Origin of the sequence: Kosakonia sp. H02, assembly GCA_030704225.1 — a bacterium.
Classification (GTDB): Bacteria; Pseudomonadota; Gammaproteobacteria; order Enterobacterales; family Enterobacteriaceae; genus Kosakonia.
Genome location: CP131915.1, coordinates 1,599,427 through 1,616,600 on the forward strand (window position 1 = coordinate 1,599,427; position 17,174 = coordinate 1,616,600).

A 17,174-nucleotide genomic window follows, 5' to 3' on the forward strand; every position below is an offset into this window, starting at 1 on the left:
GGTTGTCCTTAATCCAGTCTACGTTTCGTTTTCAGCCAGGTCAGGCCGATAAACATCACGGCCGACGCCACCAAAAACAGCGTGTTAATGGTCAATACCAGCGGAATATTGCCTGCCAGAAACAGGCTTTGCAGCGTACTGACGAAATAGCGCGCCGGGATAATATAGGTCACCACGCGGATAATCGCGGGCATGCTGTCTATTTGAAAGATAAAGCCGGAAAGCATAATCGACGGCAAAAAGGCAGCATTCAGCGCCACTTGCGCGGCATTAAACTGGTTACGCGTGGTGGTGGATATCAGCAGACCCATACCAAGGGTGCTGAGCAAAAACAGGCTGCTTATCAGAAACAGCAGCGTCAGCGAACCGCGATACGGCACGCCAAGAATAAATACCGACACCAGCATACAGAGCAGCATCGCCAGCATACCGAGAACGTAATAGGGAAGGAGCTTACACAGCAGCAATTCGGCGCGCGTGATTTCGGTTGAGAGCAGCGCCTCCATGGTGCCACGCTCCCACTCGCGGGCCACCACCAGCGAGGTGAGGATCGCGCCAATCACCGTCATGATAATGGTCACCGCGCCGGGAATAATAAAGTGCTGGCTAATCGCCGCCGGGTTAAACCAGTAGCGTGTCTGCACGTCAATCAGTGGGGTAAATTTCTGCCCACGGTCTTCAGCGCGCTGCTGTTGCCAGAGTTGCCAGATGCCCTGCAAATAGCCTTGCACAAAGTTAGCGGTGTTTGGCTCGCTGCCGTCGGTTACCACCTGAATCGGCGCGTTGTCACTCGCGCGCGCCATCTGCGCATCAAAATTGACCGGCACCACCACCAGGCCACGGATTTGCCCGGCCTGCATCATGCCAATCAATTGCTGGCGGTTATCGCTGATGGTGGCGTCGATATAGGGCGAACCGGTCAACGTATGGGTAAAGTCCAGCGCCTCTGCGCTGCGCTGCTCCAGCAATACGCCGACGCGCAGTTTGCCTGAATCCAGATTAATGCCGTAGCCAAATATAAACAGCAGCATTAGCGGGATCACCACGGCAATCAGCCAACTGCTCGGGTCGCGAACAATTTGCCGCGTCTCTTTAATGCACAGCGCCTGTATGCGACGCCAGGAGAGGGTTTTAATGCTCATCGCTATGCTCCTTATCCCAGTTATGGATAAGCGTGATAAACGCATGTTCCATGGTGGGATCCGGGTGGTCATCATCAGCGGTCAGCGCTTTCAGTGCATCCGGCGTCCCGCTGGCAATTAGCTTCCCGCGATAGACCAGCCCGATGCGATCGCAATACTCCGCCTCATCCATAAAGTGAGTAGTCACCATCACGGTGACGCCTTTTTCCACCATGGTATTGATATGCAGCCAGAATTCGCGCCGGGTAAGTGGGTCGACGCCGGAGGTCGGTTCATCAAGAAACAGAATATCCGGCTCGTGCATCAGCGAACAGGCTAGCGCCAGACGCTGCTTAAAACCGAGCGGTAGGGCATCCGTCGCGTGGCGGGAAATGTTTTTCAGGCCAAAGGCATCGCTCATGCGGGCGATCTTCTCGCTTTGCGCTTTACCGCGCAGGCCGTACACGCCGGAGAAAAAGCGCAGGTTTTGCTCCACGGTCAGGTTGCCGTACAGCGAAAACTTTTGCGCCATATACCCCAGGTGCTGGCGCGCTTTGCCGGAACTGACTTTCAGATCCATATTCAGCACCAGCGCCTGGCCGTCCGTTGGCACCAGCAGACCGCACATCATTTTAAAGGTGGTGGACTTGCCTGCACCGTTCGGGCCGAGCAGGCCGAAAATCTCGCCGCGCTTGACGGCAAAGTTAACGTGATCGGTGGCGGCGAAATCACCAAATTTCTTGGTCAGGGATTTGGCTTCAATCACCGTCTCCTGCGGGTTGCTTTCCACTCGGTGCAGGATCGCGCCGAGCGGCGATTCCGCTGCACCCGCGCCGCCCAGCAGATCGATAAACGCATCTTCAAAGCGCGGTGCGGTCTCTTCAATCTGTAAGGCGGGCATATCCGGCGCGTTTCGCACGGCATCTGCGTGCGCCTCTTTTTTCAGGATCATGCGTACCGAACGGCCCTGAATGACGCCGTCGCTGACCTCGGGCAATTTGAGGATCCGGCGCAGTAAGCGGCGGTTGTTCTCCTGCTCACAGGTGACTAAAAAGCTGCGTCCGGCCATGCTTTGCGTCAGCGCTTTCGGCTCCCCCTGATACAGCAGTTGCCCTTCGTTCATCAGCAATACATCGCGGCATTGCTCGGCTTCGTCCAGGTACGAGGTGCTCCAGAGAATGAGCATTCCTTCGCCAGCCAGTTCATGCACCATTTGCCACAGTTCGCGGCGCGAGATCGGATCGACGCCGACGCCCGGTTCATCAAGCAAAAGCACTTTGGGCTGGCCTACCAGCGTGCAGGCCAGCCCCAGTTTTTGCTTCATGCCGCCAGAGAGCTTGCCCGCCAACCGGTCGGTAAAGGGGGCGAGGGCGGTAAACTCCAGCAGCCTGGCAAATGTCTGGCGACGTTTCTCCCCGTTGACGCTGCGCAGATCGGCATACAACGTGAGGTTTTCCATCACCGTTAAATCTTCATACAGGCCAAATTTCTGCGGCATATAACCGAGCATGGCGTGCAGTTCGCTGTCGTTGCTAATCGGATCCAGCCCCATAACCCGCACGCTGCCTTCGTCCTGCTTCATTAGCCCGGCAAGTATGCGCATCAGGGTGGTTTTCCCCGCGCCATCCGGGCCGACCAGCCCGGTGACATACCCCGCGTTGATTTCACAATCGAGCCGCGCCACGGCAGGCTTTTCCATACCGGGAAAACGTTTTATCAGCCCATCGAGTTGGATAGTTGCCTCATTCATGACGCGACTCACCGTTAAAACGCAGGGTGACTGGCATTCCCTGACGCAGGCTGTCGTCGGCATCGGTCACGATAATGCGCAGGCGATAAACCAGGTCAGTACGCAGATCCGGGGTTTCAACGGTTTTAGGGGTGAATTCGGCGGTCGGTGAGACGAAGCCAATTTTGCCGTGGTACGGCTGGTTCGGGCGGCCATCGGTATAAAGCAGAATTTCCTGTCCAGGTTTTGCCTGGTACAAATTGCGCTCGTCGACATAGGCACGTACCCAGACCGGGCGAGTAAGAGAGAGAGTTAATACCGTGCTCCCGGCGTTGAGCATGCTGCCAGGTTCAACGGCGCGGGTCAGCACCGTACCATTACTCGGCGCCACCAGCATGGTGTCATGCAAATCGAGTTGCGCTTGCGCCAGCGCGGCCTGTGCTTGTTCAAGGCCAGCTTTGGCTTGCGCTATCTCTTGCGGGCGATTACCGGCGCGGTACTGGCTCAGTTTATCCTGTGCGGATTTCAGCGTGGCCTGCGCTTGATCCCGTGAGGAGCGGGCGTTTTCCAGATCGTTTGCCGAAATCACTTTGCTGTTCCACAGCCCTTGCTGGCGCTGATAGAAATTCTGTGCGTAATCGTATGCCGCCTGCGCCTGGTTAACGGCTGCGACGGCCTGGGCTATCTCTTCATCGCGGTAGCCCGCGGTGGCTAATTCATATTTTGCCTGCGCGGTCGACACGTTGGCCTGCGCCTGAAGCAGGGCGTTTTCATAGGGCGCTTTGTCCATCTCGCCCAGTCGTTGCCCCACCTGCACGCTATCGCCTTCATCGACGTTCAGCGCGGCAAGCCGCCCGCCGACGCGAAAGCTTAAATTGACCGTACGGATGTCGACATTCCCGTACAGCGTAAGCGTATTTTCCTGTTTACTTTGATACCACATCCAGCCGCCGCCGAGGGCGGCAAGTAAAGCCAAAACAATCAACACCACGACGATGTGCTTTTTCATAACTCCGGACTCCTGTGCGTTAATCCTTGCAAGATAAGATCGATATGGCAGGTGATAACCTGAATGATCAGTGCCGTTTTCTCTTCGTCAAACTGCGTCCACCCGGCACGCAGCAAAATGGTTTCCCGACCGAGGCGGAACGCGAGGATTTGGCCGATTAACGCATGAGCATGGATGATGGTTTGCGTATCGTCGGCATCGCGTCCAGTGTAACCAGCGAGCAGGTTGGTGAAGTGTCGGTGCATCGGGGCAATAACCTGCTCATGCACCATCTGGTAAGCTCGCGTCGGGGAGAGTTGTTCGCGGGAGATAAATTTGCTCAGGTTGAGCGTTTCGTCATGCGTCAGCAACGTAATCATATTTTGGCTGGCGCGGTGAATCAGCTCGCGCATTGCGGCTTTATCAGGATTCGGCTGTGCAAACAGCGCTTCGGCAGCCTGTACGTGAGGGCGAAAATTTTCGCTAATAAAGTCGGCGACCCACTGCGCACAGGCGAGGTATAAGTCCTCTTTTGATCCGAAATAGTAAGGGATCGCGGCAATATTTTGCCCGGCCAGCGCGGCGATATCCCGCGTAGTAGCGTGCAAGCCATATTCGCCAAACTGCGCCAGTGCGGCGGCGATTAACTGGTTTTTGGCCTGCTCACCTTTAGTGGTCGACGGTGTTGTATTCATGGGATCAATAAAAGTTAATCAATCGATTGATTAACTTTACGCTGCGAGGGAAAGCTTGTCCAGTTGGCAGTCTAAAAGTGTGATTGAAGTAGAATTTATTGCGCTGAAGACAACAACGCGATGCGAGTGCAAAACATCGAACGAGGCGGTGAAATCGACATCTATATTTTGCAGACCAACCCCTGAGGGATATTTTATGCGCCGGATCACAAAAGCTGATACACTCCGCTCCTTCATGACATTGTGGTTTTTGTCATTAGTCACATTATTATCTCCTCGAAAACTACACCTGTTACAGGTCGGGGCGGTGCGGAGTTGTTATGTCATTTGATGCCCTTGGCCTGAATCCGGAAATCCTGCGCGCTGTTGCCGAGCAGGGTTACCTTGAGCCAACCCCTATTCAGCAGCAGGCTATTCCGGCGGTGCTGCAAGGCCGCGACCTGATGGCCAGCGCCCAGACCGGCACCGGTAAAACCGCCGGTTTTACCCTGCCGCTGCTGCAACGCCTGGTGCAAACTGAACCTCATGCCAAAGGCCGTCGCCCGGTGCGCGCGTTGATCTTAACGCCGACCCGTGAGCTGGCAGCGCAGGTGGGGGAAAACGTACGTGAGTACAGTCAGTACCTGAATATCCGTTCTATGGTGGTTTTCGGTGGGGTCAGCATTAACCCGCAGATGATGAAACTGCGTAGCGGTGTGGATGTGCTGATTGCGACGCCTGGTCGTCTGCTCGATCTTGAACACCAAAATGCCCTGAAACTGGATAGCGTCGAAATCCTCGTGCTGGATGAAGCTGACCGCATGCTGGATATGGGATTTATCCATGATATTCGCCGCGTGCTGGCGAAACTTCCGCCGAAACGTCAGAACCTGCTGTTCTCCGCAACTTTCTCTGATGAGATCAAGCAACTGGCGGAAAAACTGCTGCGTAACCCGCTGGAAATCGAAGTGGCGCGTCGTAACACCGCTTCTGAACAAGTCACCCAGCATGTCCATTTCGTTGATAAGAAACGCAAACGGGAACTGTTATCACAGATGATTGGTCAGGGGAACTGGCAGCAGGTGCTGGTCTTTACCCGTACCAAACATGGCGCCAACCACCTGGCGGAACAGTTAAATAAAGATGGCATTACCAGTGCGGCTATCCACGGTAACAAAAGCCAGGGCGCACGTACCCGCGCGCTGGCCGATTTTAAATCCGGCGGCATTCGCGTGCTGGTGGCAACGGATATCGCCGCGCGCGGTCTGGATATCGAAGAGTTGCCGCATGTGGTGAACTACGAACTGCCAAACGTGCCAGAAGATTACGTGCACCGTATCGGCCGTACCGGACGCGCCGCAGCCACCGGTGAAGCGCTGTCGCTGGTCTGTGTCGATGAACACAAACTGCTGCGCGACATTGAACGCCTGCTGAAAAAAGAGATCCCGCGCATCGCTATTGAAGGCTATGAGCCGGATCCGTCCATCAAAGCCGAGCCTATCCAGAATGGTCGCGGCCAGGGGGGGGCACGTCAGGGCAGTGGACGTGGGCAGGGCGGCGGCGGTCGTGGTCAGTCCGCACCGCGTCGCAATGAGGGCGAGGCGCAAAAACCGCGCGCACCGCGTCGCAGCGAAGGTGGAGCCGCTAAAGCCGAAGGTGGGCGCCGTCTTGATGACGGCGCGAAACCGGCCGGTAATCCAACCCGTCGTCGTCGCCCGCGTAAGCCGTCTTCCGCGCAGTAATCACATGTTTTTGATGTTCCAGGTCGGATAAGCGTCAGCGCCATCCGGCAATCGAAGCCGCCATCGGGCCATTTCCCGGATGGCGGCTTCGTCTTACTCAGCCCGCAAAGGTTTAGTTACACGTCACTTTTTTGGTACAAATCTCACAGCGTTGGGATTGTGTCCCGCTGAAAACGGCAAACCGAAGAGTGACTTTTATACGAGCGTGATTCCATAACGGCAAAAAGAGTTAACTCCCGGGCGCTAAAAGTGCCACAATAGTGGTCGTTTATACAGTGCTTCAGGTTTTCTCATGGCTCTTACCGCCGCGCTCAAAGCGCAGATCGCCGCCTGGTATAAGGCGTTGCAACAACAGATCCCGGACTTTATCCCCCGGGCACCGCAGCGGCAGATGATTGCCGATGTGGCAAAAACGCTGGCGGGCGATGAAGGGCGTCATCTGGCGATTGAAGCGCCAACCGGCGTCGGGAAAACCCTCTCATATCTTATTCCGGGCATTGCGATTGCCCGCGAAGAACAAAAAACGCTGGTGGTCAGCACCGCCAACGTTGCCTTGCAGGATCAGATCTTCAGTAAAGACCTGCCCTTGTTGCGCAAAATTATCCCCGATTTACGTTTTACCGCCGCCTTTGGTCGTGGGCGCTATGTCTGCCCGCGTAATCTGGCCGCGCTCGCCAGTAGCGAGCCAAATCAGCAAGATTTGCTGGCGTTTCTTGACGATGAATTAACCCCGGGCAACCAGGAAGAGCAGAAGCGCTGCGCGGCGCTGAAAACCGATCTCGACAGCTACAAGTGGGACGGCCTGCGCGATCACACCGATAAAGCCATCAGCGATGATTTGTGGCGGCGTCTTAGCACGGATAAAGCCAGTTGCCTGAACCGTAACTGCCATTACTACCGTGAATGCCCGTTCTTTGTCGCGCGGCGTGAAATCCAGGAAGCGGAAGTGGTAGTGGCAAACCATGCGCTGGTGATGGCGGCGATGGAGAGTGAAGCGGTGTTGCCGGAGCCGAAAAACCTGCTGCTGGTGCTTGATGAAGGCCACCATCTGCCGGATGTCGCTCGCGATGCGCTGGAGATGTCGGCGGAAATCACCGCATCCTGGTATCAGTTGCAACTTGATCTGTTTACTAAACTGGTTGCCACGTGCCTTGAGCAGTTTCGCCCGAAGACCACGCCGCCGCTGGCAACGCCGGAGCGGCTCAACGCCCATTGCGAAGAGCTATTCGAACTGATCGCCTCGCTGAGCAATATTCTCAATCTCTACCTTCCTGCCGGGCAGGAAGCGGAACACCGCTTTGCTATGGGCGAACTGCCCGATGAAGTGATGGAGATTTGCCAGCGGCTGGCGAAACTCACCGAGATGCTGCGCGGGCTGGCGGAGCTATTTCTTAATGACTTAAGCGAAAAAACCGGCAGCCATGACATTGTGCGCCTGCATCGGGTGATTTTGCAGATGAACCGCGCGCTGGGCATGTTCGAAAGCCAAAGCAAATTGTGGCGGCTGGCCTCAATGATGCAGGCTTCCGGTGCGCCGGTCTCCAAATGGGTGACGCGGGAAGTGCGCGAGGGGCAACTGCATTTGCTGTTCCACTGCGTCGGCATTCGCGTGAGCGATCAGCTGGAAAAACTGCTCTGGCGCAGCGTTCCGCATATTGTGGTGACCTCAGCGACCCTGCGCTCGCTGAACAGTTTCAACCGTTTACAAGAGATGAGCGGCCTGAAAGAGAAAGCGGGCGATCGCTTTGTCAGCCTCGACTCGCCGTTCAATCATGTCGAGCAGGGGAAAATCGTCATCCCGCAGATGCGCTACGAGCCGCTGATGGAGAATGAAGAGCAGCATATTGCCGAAATGGCGACCTGGTTTCGCCTGGAAGTGGAGAGTAAAGCCCATCCGGGGATGCTGGTGCTGTTCGCCAGTCAGCGCGCCATGCAGCTATTCTTAACCTACGTGGCGGATTTGCGCCTGTTGCTGCTGGTGCAGGGCGATCAGCCGCGTTACCGGCTGGTGGAGTTACACCGTAAACGCATTGATGGCGGCGAGCGCAGCGTGCTGGTTGGTTTGCAGTCCTTCGCCGAAGGGCTGGATCTGAAAGGGGATTACCTGACTCAAGTGCATATTCATAAAATCGCGTTTCCGCCTATCGACAGCCCGGTGGTGATCACCGAAGATGAGTGGCTGAAAAGCCTCAAACGCTACCCCTTTGAAGTGCAAAGCCTGCCGAGTGCGTCGTTTAACCTGATTCAGCAGGTGGGGCGTTTGATTCGTAGCCACGCGTGCCGGGGTGAAGTGGTGATTTACGACAAACGGCTGCTGACCAAAAACTACGGCAAACGGCTGCTCGACGCGCTGCCGGTGTTTCCGATTTCGCAACCGTTGATGCCTGACGTTATAGTGAAGAAACCAGAACAAAAGCGCCGCAAGCGCCGTTAACGATGTAAGCACGCAAGGAGCTTCCATGGATTACCGCACCATCATCAAAGAGGTCGGCCGGGGTAAAAATCACGCGCGGGATCTCGACTTTGACACGGCCCGCAGCCTGTATACGCATATGCTGAACGGGGACGTACCGGAACTGGAGATGGGCGGCATTCTGATCGCCCTGCGCATTAAAGGGGAAGGCGAGGCCGAAATGCGCGGCTTCTACGCCGCCATGCAGGAACAGACCTTCAAACTGACGCCGCCGGTGGCAAAGCCGATGCCGATTGTCATTCCCAGCTATAACGGCGCGCGTAAACAGGCGAACCTAACGCCGCTGCTGGCGATTTTGCTGACCAAGCTCGGTTTCCCGGTGCTGGTGCACGGCGTCAGCGAAGATCCCTCCCGCGTGGTGAGCGAAACGATTTTTGCGCTGTTAGGCATTGAGGCGACAACGCACGCCGGCCAGGCGCAGGCAAAACTGGAAGGTCACCAGCCGGTTTATGTGCCTGTAAGCGCGCTGTGCCCGGCGCTGGAAAAACAGCTTGCGCTGCGCTGGCGGATGGGCGTGCGCAATAGCGCGCATACGCTGGCGAAGCTGGCGACGCCGTTTGCGGAAAACGCAGCGCTGTGCTTATCCAGCGTTTCGCACCCGGAATATCTGACGCGTGTTGGGAAATTTATTGCTGATATTGGTGGACGCAGTTTGTTAATGCACGGCACGGAAGGGGAGGTGTACGCCAACCCGCTGCGCTGCCCGCAGATAAACCTGGTGGATTCGCAGGGGGAACGCGTTCTTTTTGCGCGTCATGACGCGCTGCAACCGGCAACTGGTGGGGCGGCGAAAGATGCTGACAGTACCGCGCGCTGGATTGAACACTGCCTGAGCGGGCGCGAAGCGGTGCCGGAATCGCTGAAAATTCAGCTGGCCTGTTGCCTTGTGGCAACCGGTGAAGCGGAGACGCTGGAAGCCGGGCTGGCGCGGGTTGCGCAGACGTTTTGATAAAAAAAAGCCCGTCATCAAATGAGACGGGCATAAAAGGGTAACAACAGGGTCAATGAGGGTGGTGCACCCGACAAAGGGTTAAAATGCCGGGGTAAGACTTCGGTTCGGTTATTTATAGATAACCGCGGTGCCGCTCAGTTTGTTATTGCCGGTCGTGGAAGTGATGCTATAACCAGACGCGCCAGCCGCTTGTGCTTTTGCCGCCAGGCGAGCTTCCAGACCGTCCAGAGTGGTTGCACCGTGAGCGGAAACGACACCGATTTTATCCATGCTATCTGTCTGAGCAGGGTTTACAGACTGTGCCGCGAAGGCACCGAAAGAGAGCGTAGACAGGGCAACAGCAGCAACAGCATATTTGATGGTTTTCATAGGTAATCTCTCGCAGGTTATTCTGTGTGTGGGACGATGTTCCGTCGATGTGATGAGTATCACTGTTTTTTGCCAGAGAGAAAATCGAAGAGAATTGACGACCTTATTCTAAAAAATTGAATAATCGTTAATTGATTGAATTAAAAAGAGTTAATTTAAGCAGGCGCAGGTTTTTGTCCCGGCTCCATGCGGTGGCTGTTTTTGCGGCACATTTTGCTACTTATGGGGCGGGAAAGTATGGATGTAAAGGCAACCGCTTGCGCTGGCTACATCGGTCAGGAAAAGTCAACGTAGCTGGCTATCTTTCGAACCTCTGCGATTATATCCTGAGAATGTAGAGTTATGTAAATCTTTCTCCTGTTGGCATTTCACGCACAACCGCACGCCGGGTATCGCCTGGCGACGTGCTTCCGGGATCGGTTCCCCGCACTCCTCACACTCTTTCAGGCTTTCGCCGCCGGGGATATCGCGGCGAGCGCGAGCAACCGCATCTTCAATCGTGCTGTCGATCTGTTGTTGTACTGCATCATCGTTTGCCCAACCTGAAGCCATAACGTCTCCTCCTTTATTACTCTAAGTATAGACACTGACTGGGGCATATAGGCCAGATAAGCGTGGTTTGCAGGTGGGAAGCTTGCGCCTCGCCACCTGCTCCGATGAGTGTGGATTAAGGGAAACTTCTGGTTGTTACGATTAAAGTACAGCCGGTAAAGGTTGTTTACGATGCCCCAGCATACCCATCGCTCCCGCCAGTATAGCTTCAACAATAAGCATGAAGAATGTGAACCAACCTGTCCTGGCTGTAGCCGCTGCTGCTTTTTCACCTGCTTCGCGAGCTTTCTGCTCTGCCTGTTGTTTTAGCTCCTCATATTTCGCACGCGCCTGCTGATAGGTTTTTTCGGCCTGGTTAACAACCTGCTCAGCTTCCTCATCGGTTTTACCGGTACGCGCCTTAATAATATTTTTCAATGCGTCACGATCAGCTGCCTGGAATGTTGCTTCATTACGGCTAATAAGCCCCTGAATAAAGCCTGTAAGTTCGGTATCGTTCGTTTGTGGAGCGTTGGCTGTGGTATCTGCCTGCTGCTGGGCATTGTCCACTTCATTGTCTACAGAATTTTGCAAATTCTCAGGTTGTAATTCTGGCTTCCCTGTCTGGCGTAGCGTTGTCTCGAGTTCATTCTGTAAGTCGTCAAGATTGATGTTATTTTCTTTCAACTTCTCTTTTGCCATGTCTGTTATTTGTGGCGCAGCGGCAGATGCTCCGCTGCCCAACATTTGTAACCCCGAACCGGCAACATTCATTACGCCGCTCATCGTGTTATTTACCACGACAATCAGAAACCAGGCGCAGATTAATGTGTTTACACCAAACATTAACAGACCGTGCAGGGCGCCTTCCCTCGAAGCCAGATATCCGCTGGCATACGCACCAGCGGCAATGGAGAGCAACATACTGAGACCTGTCCAAATTGCAGCCCCTACGCCCAGGCCATCGAGAGGATTCCTTTCCTGCAATGGATCAATGGTACTCGCGCCAATTGCCGTACCTAAAATAGTTAATAGTAGATAAATCACCATAGAGATAATAACGCCTGCAAAAATAGCACTCCACGATATACGTTTCAGTGGAATATAGGCCGCGTTGTCATAAGGCTTACCCGCAGGTATTGTTTTTTCGATCATCCTGATATCTCCTTGAATAACCATATATTAAATGAACTAGTTTCCATAAGGTAACATAACCATCTGAACTAATGGCTATATACGACATACAATAATGAAGCGTTGTCAGCTGATTTAAGGGTAGCCATAAAAAGAAAAAATGCATAATTCCATCAGCAGATACCGGCATTTTTTACGACGAGCAAGAGAAGAAAATATCCATATGAAAACGCAGCAGCTTGTTATTGACATCTTTTAGACGACCTAAGCCAGCGTGAATGGAGCCATATAACCACTAATATCTAAAATAGTTACAACATACGTATTGATACATCATATAACCTTCACTTAAGCTTTTGCATTTTAAATTTTCCCCAGGGATGAATTTGCCTTGTATAGGGGGATATATCTGCCATTTTTTTACAAAGCTGTTACGTTTGGTTTATAATGCTTATTACATTTAAAATGTTAGCACAGATTTGATATGGAACTTCTTAACATTATTATTGTTACACTACTTTTTGCGATAAATTGCGTAGCTTTATTTTTATATTTTCGCGACAAGAAAAAGCTCAACTATTTGCAAATGAAACGCGAAGAATGTAATTGGTGTGATTTACCAGGAGACCGTTCGGCTAACCAAAAAACGTTGAGTCAACTTGAGAAGGAAACAAGATTTTCTCTGAAAACGACGCGTACACTTTTTATAATGACCACAATTTACACCTCGATAGTATTATTAATGTGTTTCACCTCAGTATGATTTCCCTCCGGAATAAGTAGCGGCTGGTTTTTTTTCAGAGGTAGGGGTAATCATTTTTTTGCTTATCTCTATCTTCTGTATGCATTTATATCCTTTTTGCCTAATCTATTGCACGCAAACAGATGTTTCAATGCAATTCCAGATATGCTTTTCCCTGGGGTTTGTAACTGGCAATAATAGCAATGATATCAATCCTAAATTTTATCTAATTGTCTTATGTGGTCATGTAACAGAAATATGCAGATTTTTTAAGCATATTCAAGCATTTCATGTTTCATTGCATTTTATTTTTTAATCCGAAAGCAATAAAAAATGAAAACTATTTTGTTGGCAATGGTTATATATTTTCACTAGCTTACTTATGAAATCATAAACAAGAAGTTAAGCAGGGTCCCTGTAATATCCTTTGAGGGGAAAGCATCACGGCGGTTTAATATTAAGTGCAGTATGTCTTCGCCGTATTTATAAGCGCAAGGAGTCAGATATTTATGATGCTTCAAAAACCATTTCCTGACGATATTCAATCTATTTCTTGGCTGATAGTCGGGTCCTTTTCTGCCTGGGGTGGGCTGGTCCGTTACCTTATGGACAGCGAGTTTGCGGCCCGCCGCTGGTCATGGATGGCCGTCTTTTCTCAAATAATTATTTCCTGCTTCACAGGTTTCCTGGGCGGCTTTTATAGCTATGAGCAAGGCTTGAGTGAATATAGAACACTCATGGTGGCCGGAATATGCAGCACATTAGGCAGCACTCTGCTCCGTTGGGTGTGGAAACGAGTTTTACAAAGACAAGAGGATAAATAATGAGCCGATTACTTACTCAGCGCAGTGAACAGGCGTTATGTGGCGTTCATCCGGAATTAGTCAGGGTAGTCCGCCGGGCTTTAGAATTAAGTCCTGTAGATTTTATCGTTATTGAAGGGCTGCGTAGCCAGGAGCGGCAGCGGGAATTAATGCAGGCAGGTGTCAGTCGCACCTTAAAGAGCCGTCATCTCACTGGCCACGCCGTGGATTTAGCCCCCTGGGTGAACGGAACTATCCCCTGGAATGACTGGCAGGCTTTCACGAACGTGGCGTTGGCTATGAAATCTGCCGCACAGGAATTGAATGTTTCGCTGGTTTGGGGGGGGGACTGGAAAACCTTTCGGGATGGGCCGCATTTTGAATTATCCCGGGAGGCTTACCCGTGAATTTGATCGCCGCTCTCCGTACCGCGGGTATGGCGTTACTTTGTCTGGTTATTTCAGCCGGTGCCCTTAAGCTGTATTTACAGAATCGCCAGTTACAGTTGCTGCTAAAACAAAATATGCAACTGACGACGCAAGCAGAGCACCTGAATAACCGATTACTTCAGATACAAGCCCAGGCTGCCGCCTTGTCAACGACGCTTGCCCGTCAGCAGCAGCAGCAAAATAAACTGGAGGAAACTAATTATGCTATTCGTCAACGATTACATAAAGCGTTGGCTCAGGATTACTGTGCCGGCCAGCCTGTGCCTGACGATGTTGTCCGGTTGCAGCGAGAAGGCTTTAAAAATATCGCCATGCCCAATTAACCTTGTACCACTCAGTTTGCTGGAACCCTGCCGGGCACCAAATTTTGATGTTCAATCATGGGGGGACTATCCTGATTATGTTGTACGGTTGGACCTGGCGCTGGAAAAATGCAACACCGATAAAATGACTGTCGCCGACTTGCTCAGAAAAATATCTGCTGAGCAATAAAAACCCAGCAGAATAAAACTTAAACTTTTCGAAGTTAGATCAGGAGGAATATTTTAATTCTTCTGGTCTATGTCTATGAAAATCAATGACAAGGAGTAAATATGAGTATTTCACAGTTTGATATCATCGATTATTCAGGACATTCCGTTTATGACTCACTAAACGATGTTTCTAATAGTCCTTTACGGCTACATACACTGACATACAACATTAAATATCCACCACCGCGAACTTCGTCACCCACAAGGACCGGGAAGATTGGTCTGGCATTAAAGCAGATTGGTAACAATTATGACGTTATCGCTTTGCAAGAGTGTTTTTTTGAAAATTATTATGAGGACATTATCGAGAAATCCTCAACTCAATCCTCCTCCTATTGTTATTATTCGAATATTGTTGGGTATCCTGATGACTTTCTTTTGAAAGATTCAGGTGGTGTGGTTTTTTTAAGTAAATGGCCAATTGTAAACCAGTGGGAACATGTTTTTACCATTAATACGATTGATGACGGTTTGGGGCGGCAACAAAAAGGCGTTATCGCCATTGAAATTAATAAAGATGGCCAGCATTATTATTTGGTCTCAACACATACTTCCCCTTATGAAAAACATGCTGATACCAGGAAAAGCCAGCTAAACGAAGTCAGGACATTCATTCGTGAAAATCTTGTTGCTGATTATCCTGTAATAGTTATGGGTGACCTTAATATCATACGTGGCTCCTCAGAAGAAAATACCATATATGAAGTCATCCCAGAGCTTAAACATATTGTTGACAGCGGTTATTATCAATACTCATGGGACTGCTTACTTAATGAATTAGTTGACGATGAAGAAGAGAATACGCTTGACTATCTTTTTTACTGGAATGACGATTTTCATCGGATTCCCGGTATAGCGAATGCAAAAATTGTTCGTCCTGTAGAAAATGGTGAGACAGATCTTTCAGACCACTTTGCCGTCCAGGGGATTTTTAATTTTGAGTGATAATGGCAGCTGTATAAGAATATTCTAAGTTTCTGAATAAGTACTGATCTTAAGATCCTGTCTGCTTCAGATTTGCTTTTCCCGAAAAGTTATATCTGTCGTGGAAACTAGTGTGAATCTGAAGCAATGGCGTTAATTTAAAGATAAAGAAGGTCCACGCTCGTCGTGGATTTTCTTCATCCTGAACTATAAGAAATGATATAGAGAAGTACGTTAACCTTCTATTTTATTATCTTTTTTCTACATTTTTCTCCGGAGATACTTTACCTCCGGAGCTTGTTGTACTCTGCTATTATGAATGCTGCATATATTCATGGTTTAAATCTGACAGGATCAAAATTCCATTGCCAGTGATCCGTAGAAAAAACTGGATAAGGGTTTGTTTTGCGTATCTCAAATATATACTTTTGAGAAAAATTACTTTTCATAAATTCAAGCCCAGCATCTCCATATGTTGCAGCAGCTTCATATAATATTTTATTTAAAACATTTACTTCAAAATTACCTGTGACGGTTCCGCGGTATGATTTAACAGGGAGGCCTGACAATGTAGCAAACTTCTGGCCAAAAGCTTCTTCTTTACCATTCCCTGAAAAACACATAATGGTTCTGATATGATCATATTCACTTAAATTTTTCCGCTTACTAATGATAGAAAATAATTCACTAGCGTCCTGATTTTCACCTGATGAACGAGCAATACGCGCGCTGCCATTTTCTTCTAATGCACCGTGAGCGACTAAATTAAGCCTTTTCCCTCCTTTATATGTATCGTCGAACAAATAAATATCTCTTCCCATTGGATCAAGGTTTTTCATCGTTCCCCCTAACGCAAAATTTTCGCTTTGCGCATGGGAACCTCCCTTTAAAGTCTTCAGCCCTGTTAATTTCAGTCCCGCAGCCATACCAGCAATGCCCGTAGCCATAGAGACCCAGCCCAGCACCGACGCTGCCTGCGGGTTCGTGTCTTCCGCTGCTCCGCTCGCTATCGCTGTCACATCCGCCATCACGCCCAGGCCACCGACGACCAGTGTTGACGTTGATGCTGCGCCCACTGCCGCCATAACGCTGCCTGCCGCCGCGATGGACGCCCCAGCAGTAACAACCGATAACGTCAGCCCAATTGCTCCCGTAACAATACCCAGGATCCCCTGCCAGCTGATATGCCCTGACGGGTCAGTGTGGTTCACCGGATCCCCGGCGCAGTAGGCGTACGGGTTAATTCCCCCTGAACCAAAGGGGCTCAGGCTGTCCGGGCAGTTAAAACGCATCAGTACCGGGTTATAGGCGCGGTAGCCGTTGCCCAGGTGATAACTGCCGCTAACAGGATCGGCACGTTCACCGTTAAAGCCCGGTAGCAGGCTGGATGCTGCTCCGCTGCCGTACGGCGACCAGACATGGAGCTTGCCGGTCTTCTGCTCCCCGCTGCGCGACCACATCAGGCTGTCATGATGATCGACCGCTGTCAGCGTCAGCGTGCTGCCGTCACTTACCCCCAAACAGGTGTGCCCCATCTTGAGCAGGCGCGTTTCCCGGCCCTGACCGGCCAGCTCTGCGCTGCGATACTTCAGTTGATGGGGGGCGCTGTCTTTTCCTGGGGTTTTATCGGTTTTTAAACTACGTTGACTCGCATTTAATTGTTTGGCATTGGTATCCAGGTTTCTGAAAATCGCTTCAGAAGAAGTCGGGATTTTAGAATTAGTGGGTTTTCGATTATTTGAGCAATTTGACATTTAATTATCCTCCAAAAAAAGAAGAGATGAGGGGGGTGTTAAATAAATTGATGGATGGTTACTTCTCATAGTGGAAGGGTTCGGCTCTGCAAACAATAATAGAAAAGATTAGAATGTGTTTCTTAGTTATTAAAAATGCTTAACCATCAGAGCCAACCATTTCCGTTATGAGAATATAATTTCGCATCACTTTAATCTGCGCGATTGATTACTTCAGTGGGATATATTACCAGTTTCAGTAATGCGGTATTGCTGG

At 51.0% G+C, this 17,174-nt stretch carries 17 protein-coding genes; 8 read left to right on the forward strand and 9 right to left on the reverse strand.

The annotated features are described in order from the left end of the window. Window positions 1-8 precede the first annotated feature (8 nt). From Q5705_07665 to Q5705_07685, 5 genes are read right to left on the reverse strand one after another with little or no spacing between them, the layout of a single operon-like run. Window positions 9-1,142: an ABC transporter permease gene (locus Q5705_07665; GenBank protein WLI78403.1), complete on the reverse strand. Its 1,134-nt coding sequence runs from the start codon at window positions 1,140-1,142 to the stop codon at window positions 9-11. Then, window positions 1,132-2,871, reverse strand: coding sequence for an ATP-binding cassette domain-containing protein (locus Q5705_07670; protein ID WLI78404.1), 1,740 nt, complete (start codon window positions 2,869-2,871; stop codon window positions 1,132-1,134). The genes Q5705_07665 and Q5705_07670 overlap by 11 nt, the downstream gene beginning before the upstream one ends. Next, window positions 2,864-3,859, reverse strand: coding sequence for a secretion protein HlyD (gene hlyD, locus Q5705_07675; protein WLI78405.1), 996 nt, complete (start codon window positions 3,857-3,859; stop codon window positions 2,864-2,866). The genes Q5705_07670 and hlyD overlap by 8 nt, the downstream gene beginning before the upstream one ends. Continuing rightward, window positions 3,856-4,533, reverse strand: coding sequence for a transcriptional regulator CecR (cecR, locus tag Q5705_07680; protein WLI78406.1), 678 nt, complete (start codon window positions 4,531-4,533; stop codon window positions 3,856-3,858). The genes hlyD and cecR overlap by 4 nt, the downstream gene beginning before the upstream one ends. Window positions 4,534-4,569: 36 nt before the next feature. Then, the gene (locus tag Q5705_07685; protein ID WLI78407.1) at window positions 4,570-4,797 is read right to left on the reverse strand and encodes a hypothetical protein; all 228 of its coding nucleotides are present in this window, start codon (window positions 4,795-4,797) and stop codon (window positions 4,570-4,572) included. Window positions 4,798-4,853: 56 nt separating this feature from the next. On the opposite strand from Q5705_07685, the gene rhlE reads away from it, so the two are divergent. The 3 genes from rhlE to ybiB all read left to right on the forward strand — a co-directional run bounded on the left by rhlE (window position 4,854) and on the right by ybiB (window position 9,676). Further along, window positions 4,854-6,254: an ATP-dependent RNA helicase RhlE gene (gene rhlE, locus Q5705_07690; GenBank protein WLI78408.1), complete on the forward strand. Its 1,401-nt coding sequence runs from the start codon at window positions 4,854-4,856 to the stop codon at window positions 6,252-6,254. Between the two features lie 292 nt (window positions 6,255-6,546). Then, window positions 6,547-8,688 (forward strand): ATP-dependent DNA helicase DinG, encoded by a 2,142-nt coding sequence (gene dinG / locus Q5705_07695; protein WLI78409.1) that lies wholly within the window; start codon window positions 6,547-6,549, stop codon window positions 8,686-8,688. A 25-nt stretch (window positions 8,689-8,713) separates the two neighbouring features. Then, the gene (ybiB, locus tag Q5705_07700; protein WLI78410.1) at window positions 8,714-9,676 is read left to right on the forward strand and encodes a DNA-binding protein YbiB; all 963 of its coding nucleotides are present in this window, start codon (window positions 8,714-8,716) and stop codon (window positions 9,674-9,676) included. Between the two features lie 111 nt (window positions 9,677-9,787). Here ybiB and ybiJ read toward each other — a convergent pair whose 3' ends face one another. From ybiJ to Q5705_07715, 3 genes are all read right to left on the reverse strand, one after another. Then, entirely contained in the window at window positions 9,788-10,048 is a 261-nt protein-coding gene (gene ybiJ / locus Q5705_07705) for a DUF1471 family protein YbiJ (protein ID WLI78411.1), read from the reverse strand. Between the two features lie 285 nt (window positions 10,049-10,333). Then, window positions 10,334-10,600, reverse strand: a complete 267-nt coding sequence (locus Q5705_07710; GenBank protein WLI78412.1) for a DksA/TraR family C4-type zinc finger protein — start codon at window positions 10,598-10,600, stop codon at window positions 10,334-10,336. 141 nt (window positions 10,601-10,741) lie between these two features. Next, the gene (locus Q5705_07715) at window positions 10,742-11,734 is read right to left on the reverse strand and encodes a hypothetical protein (GenBank protein WLI78413.1); all 993 of its coding nucleotides are present in this window, start codon (window positions 11,732-11,734) and stop codon (window positions 10,742-10,744) included. Between the two features lie 1,230 nt (window positions 11,735-12,964). On the opposite strand from Q5705_07715, the gene Q5705_07720 reads away from it, so the two are divergent. The 5 genes from Q5705_07720 to Q5705_07740 all read left to right on the forward strand — a co-directional run bounded on the left by Q5705_07720 (window position 12,965) and on the right by Q5705_07740 (window position 15,185). Next, window positions 12,965-13,279 carry a phage holin family protein gene (locus tag Q5705_07720; protein ID WLI78414.1) on the forward strand — a complete coding sequence of 105 codons (315 nt, stop codon included), beginning with the start codon at window positions 12,965-12,967 and terminating at the stop codon, window positions 13,277-13,279. Further along, window positions 13,279-13,665, forward strand: a complete 387-nt coding sequence (locus Q5705_07725; GenBank protein WLI78415.1) for a M15 family metallopeptidase — start codon at window positions 13,279-13,281, stop codon at window positions 13,663-13,665. Before Q5705_07720 ends, Q5705_07725 begins: the two co-directional genes overlap by 1 nt. Next, on the forward strand, window positions 13,662-14,030 hold the full coding sequence (locus tag Q5705_07730; protein WLI79091.1) for a hypothetical protein: 369 nt from the start codon (window positions 13,662-13,664) through the stop codon (window positions 14,028-14,030). Before Q5705_07725 ends, Q5705_07730 begins: the two co-directional genes overlap by 4 nt. Next, window positions 13,978-14,199, forward strand: coding sequence for a hypothetical protein (locus Q5705_07735; protein ID WLI78992.1), 222 nt, complete (start codon window positions 13,978-13,980; stop codon window positions 14,197-14,199). The genes Q5705_07730 and Q5705_07735 overlap by 53 nt, the downstream gene beginning before the upstream one ends. A gap of 101 nt (window positions 14,200-14,300) precedes the next feature. Continuing rightward, window positions 14,301-15,185, forward strand: a complete 885-nt coding sequence (locus Q5705_07740) for an endonuclease/exonuclease/phosphatase family protein (GenBank protein WLI78416.1) — start codon at window positions 14,301-14,303, stop codon at window positions 15,183-15,185. 311 nt (window positions 15,186-15,496) lie between these two features. Here Q5705_07740 and Q5705_07745 read toward each other — a convergent pair whose 3' ends face one another. Then, window positions 15,497-16,918, reverse strand: a complete 1,422-nt coding sequence (locus Q5705_07745; protein ID WLI78417.1) for an RHS repeat-associated core domain-containing protein — start codon at window positions 16,916-16,918, stop codon at window positions 15,497-15,499. Window positions 16,919-17,174 lie beyond the last annotated feature (256 nt).

Excerpts from the sequence above, each read along its gene's own strand:
- Q5705_07665 (WLI78403.1), bottom strand. The coding sequence starts at position 1,142 with ATGAGCATTAAAACCCTCTCCTGGCGTCGCATACAGGCGCTGTGCATT.
- Q5705_07670 (WLI78404.1), bottom strand. The coding sequence starts at position 2,871 with ATGAATGAGGCAACTATCCAACTCGATGGGCTGATAAAACGTTTTCCC.
- hlyD (WLI78405.1), bottom strand. The coding sequence starts at position 3,859 with ATGAAAAAGCACATCGTCGTGGTGTTGATTGTTTTGGCTTTACTTGCC.
- cecR (WLI78406.1), bottom strand. The coding sequence starts at position 4,533 with ATGAATACAACACCGTCGACCACTAAAGGTGAGCAGGCCAAAAACCAG.
- rhlE (WLI78408.1), top strand. The coding sequence starts at position 4,854 with ATGTCATTTGATGCCCTTGGCCTGAATCCGGAAATCCTGCGCGCTGTT.
- dinG (WLI78409.1), top strand. The coding sequence starts at position 6,547 with ATGGCTCTTACCGCCGCGCTCAAAGCGCAGATCGCCGCCTGGTATAAG.
- ybiB (WLI78410.1), top strand. The coding sequence starts at position 8,714 with ATGGATTACCGCACCATCATCAAAGAGGTCGGCCGGGGTAAAAATCAC.
- ybiJ (WLI78411.1), bottom strand. The coding sequence starts at position 10,048 with ATGAAAACCATCAAATATGCTGTTGCTGCTGTTGCCCTGTCTACGCTC.
- Q5705_07710 (WLI78412.1), bottom strand. The coding sequence starts at position 10,600 with ATGGCTTCAGGTTGGGCAAACGATGATGCAGTACAACAACAGATCGAC.
- Q5705_07715 (WLI78413.1), bottom strand. The coding sequence starts at position 11,734 with ATGATCGAAAAAACAATACCTGCGGGTAAGCCTTATGACAACGCGGCC.
- Q5705_07720 (WLI78414.1), top strand. The coding sequence starts at position 12,965 with ATGATGCTTCAAAAACCATTTCCTGACGATATTCAATCTATTTCTTGG.
- Q5705_07725 (WLI78415.1), top strand. The coding sequence starts at position 13,279 with ATGAGCCGATTACTTACTCAGCGCAGTGAACAGGCGTTATGTGGCGTT.
- Q5705_07735 (WLI78992.1), top strand. The coding sequence starts at position 13,978 with ATGTTGTCCGGTTGCAGCGAGAAGGCTTTAAAAATATCGCCATGCCCA.
- Q5705_07740 (WLI78416.1), top strand. The coding sequence starts at position 14,301 with ATGAGTATTTCACAGTTTGATATCATCGATTATTCAGGACATTCCGTT.
- Q5705_07745 (WLI78417.1), bottom strand. The coding sequence starts at position 16,918 with ATGTCAAATTGCTCAAATAATCGAAAACCCACTAATTCTAAAATCCCG.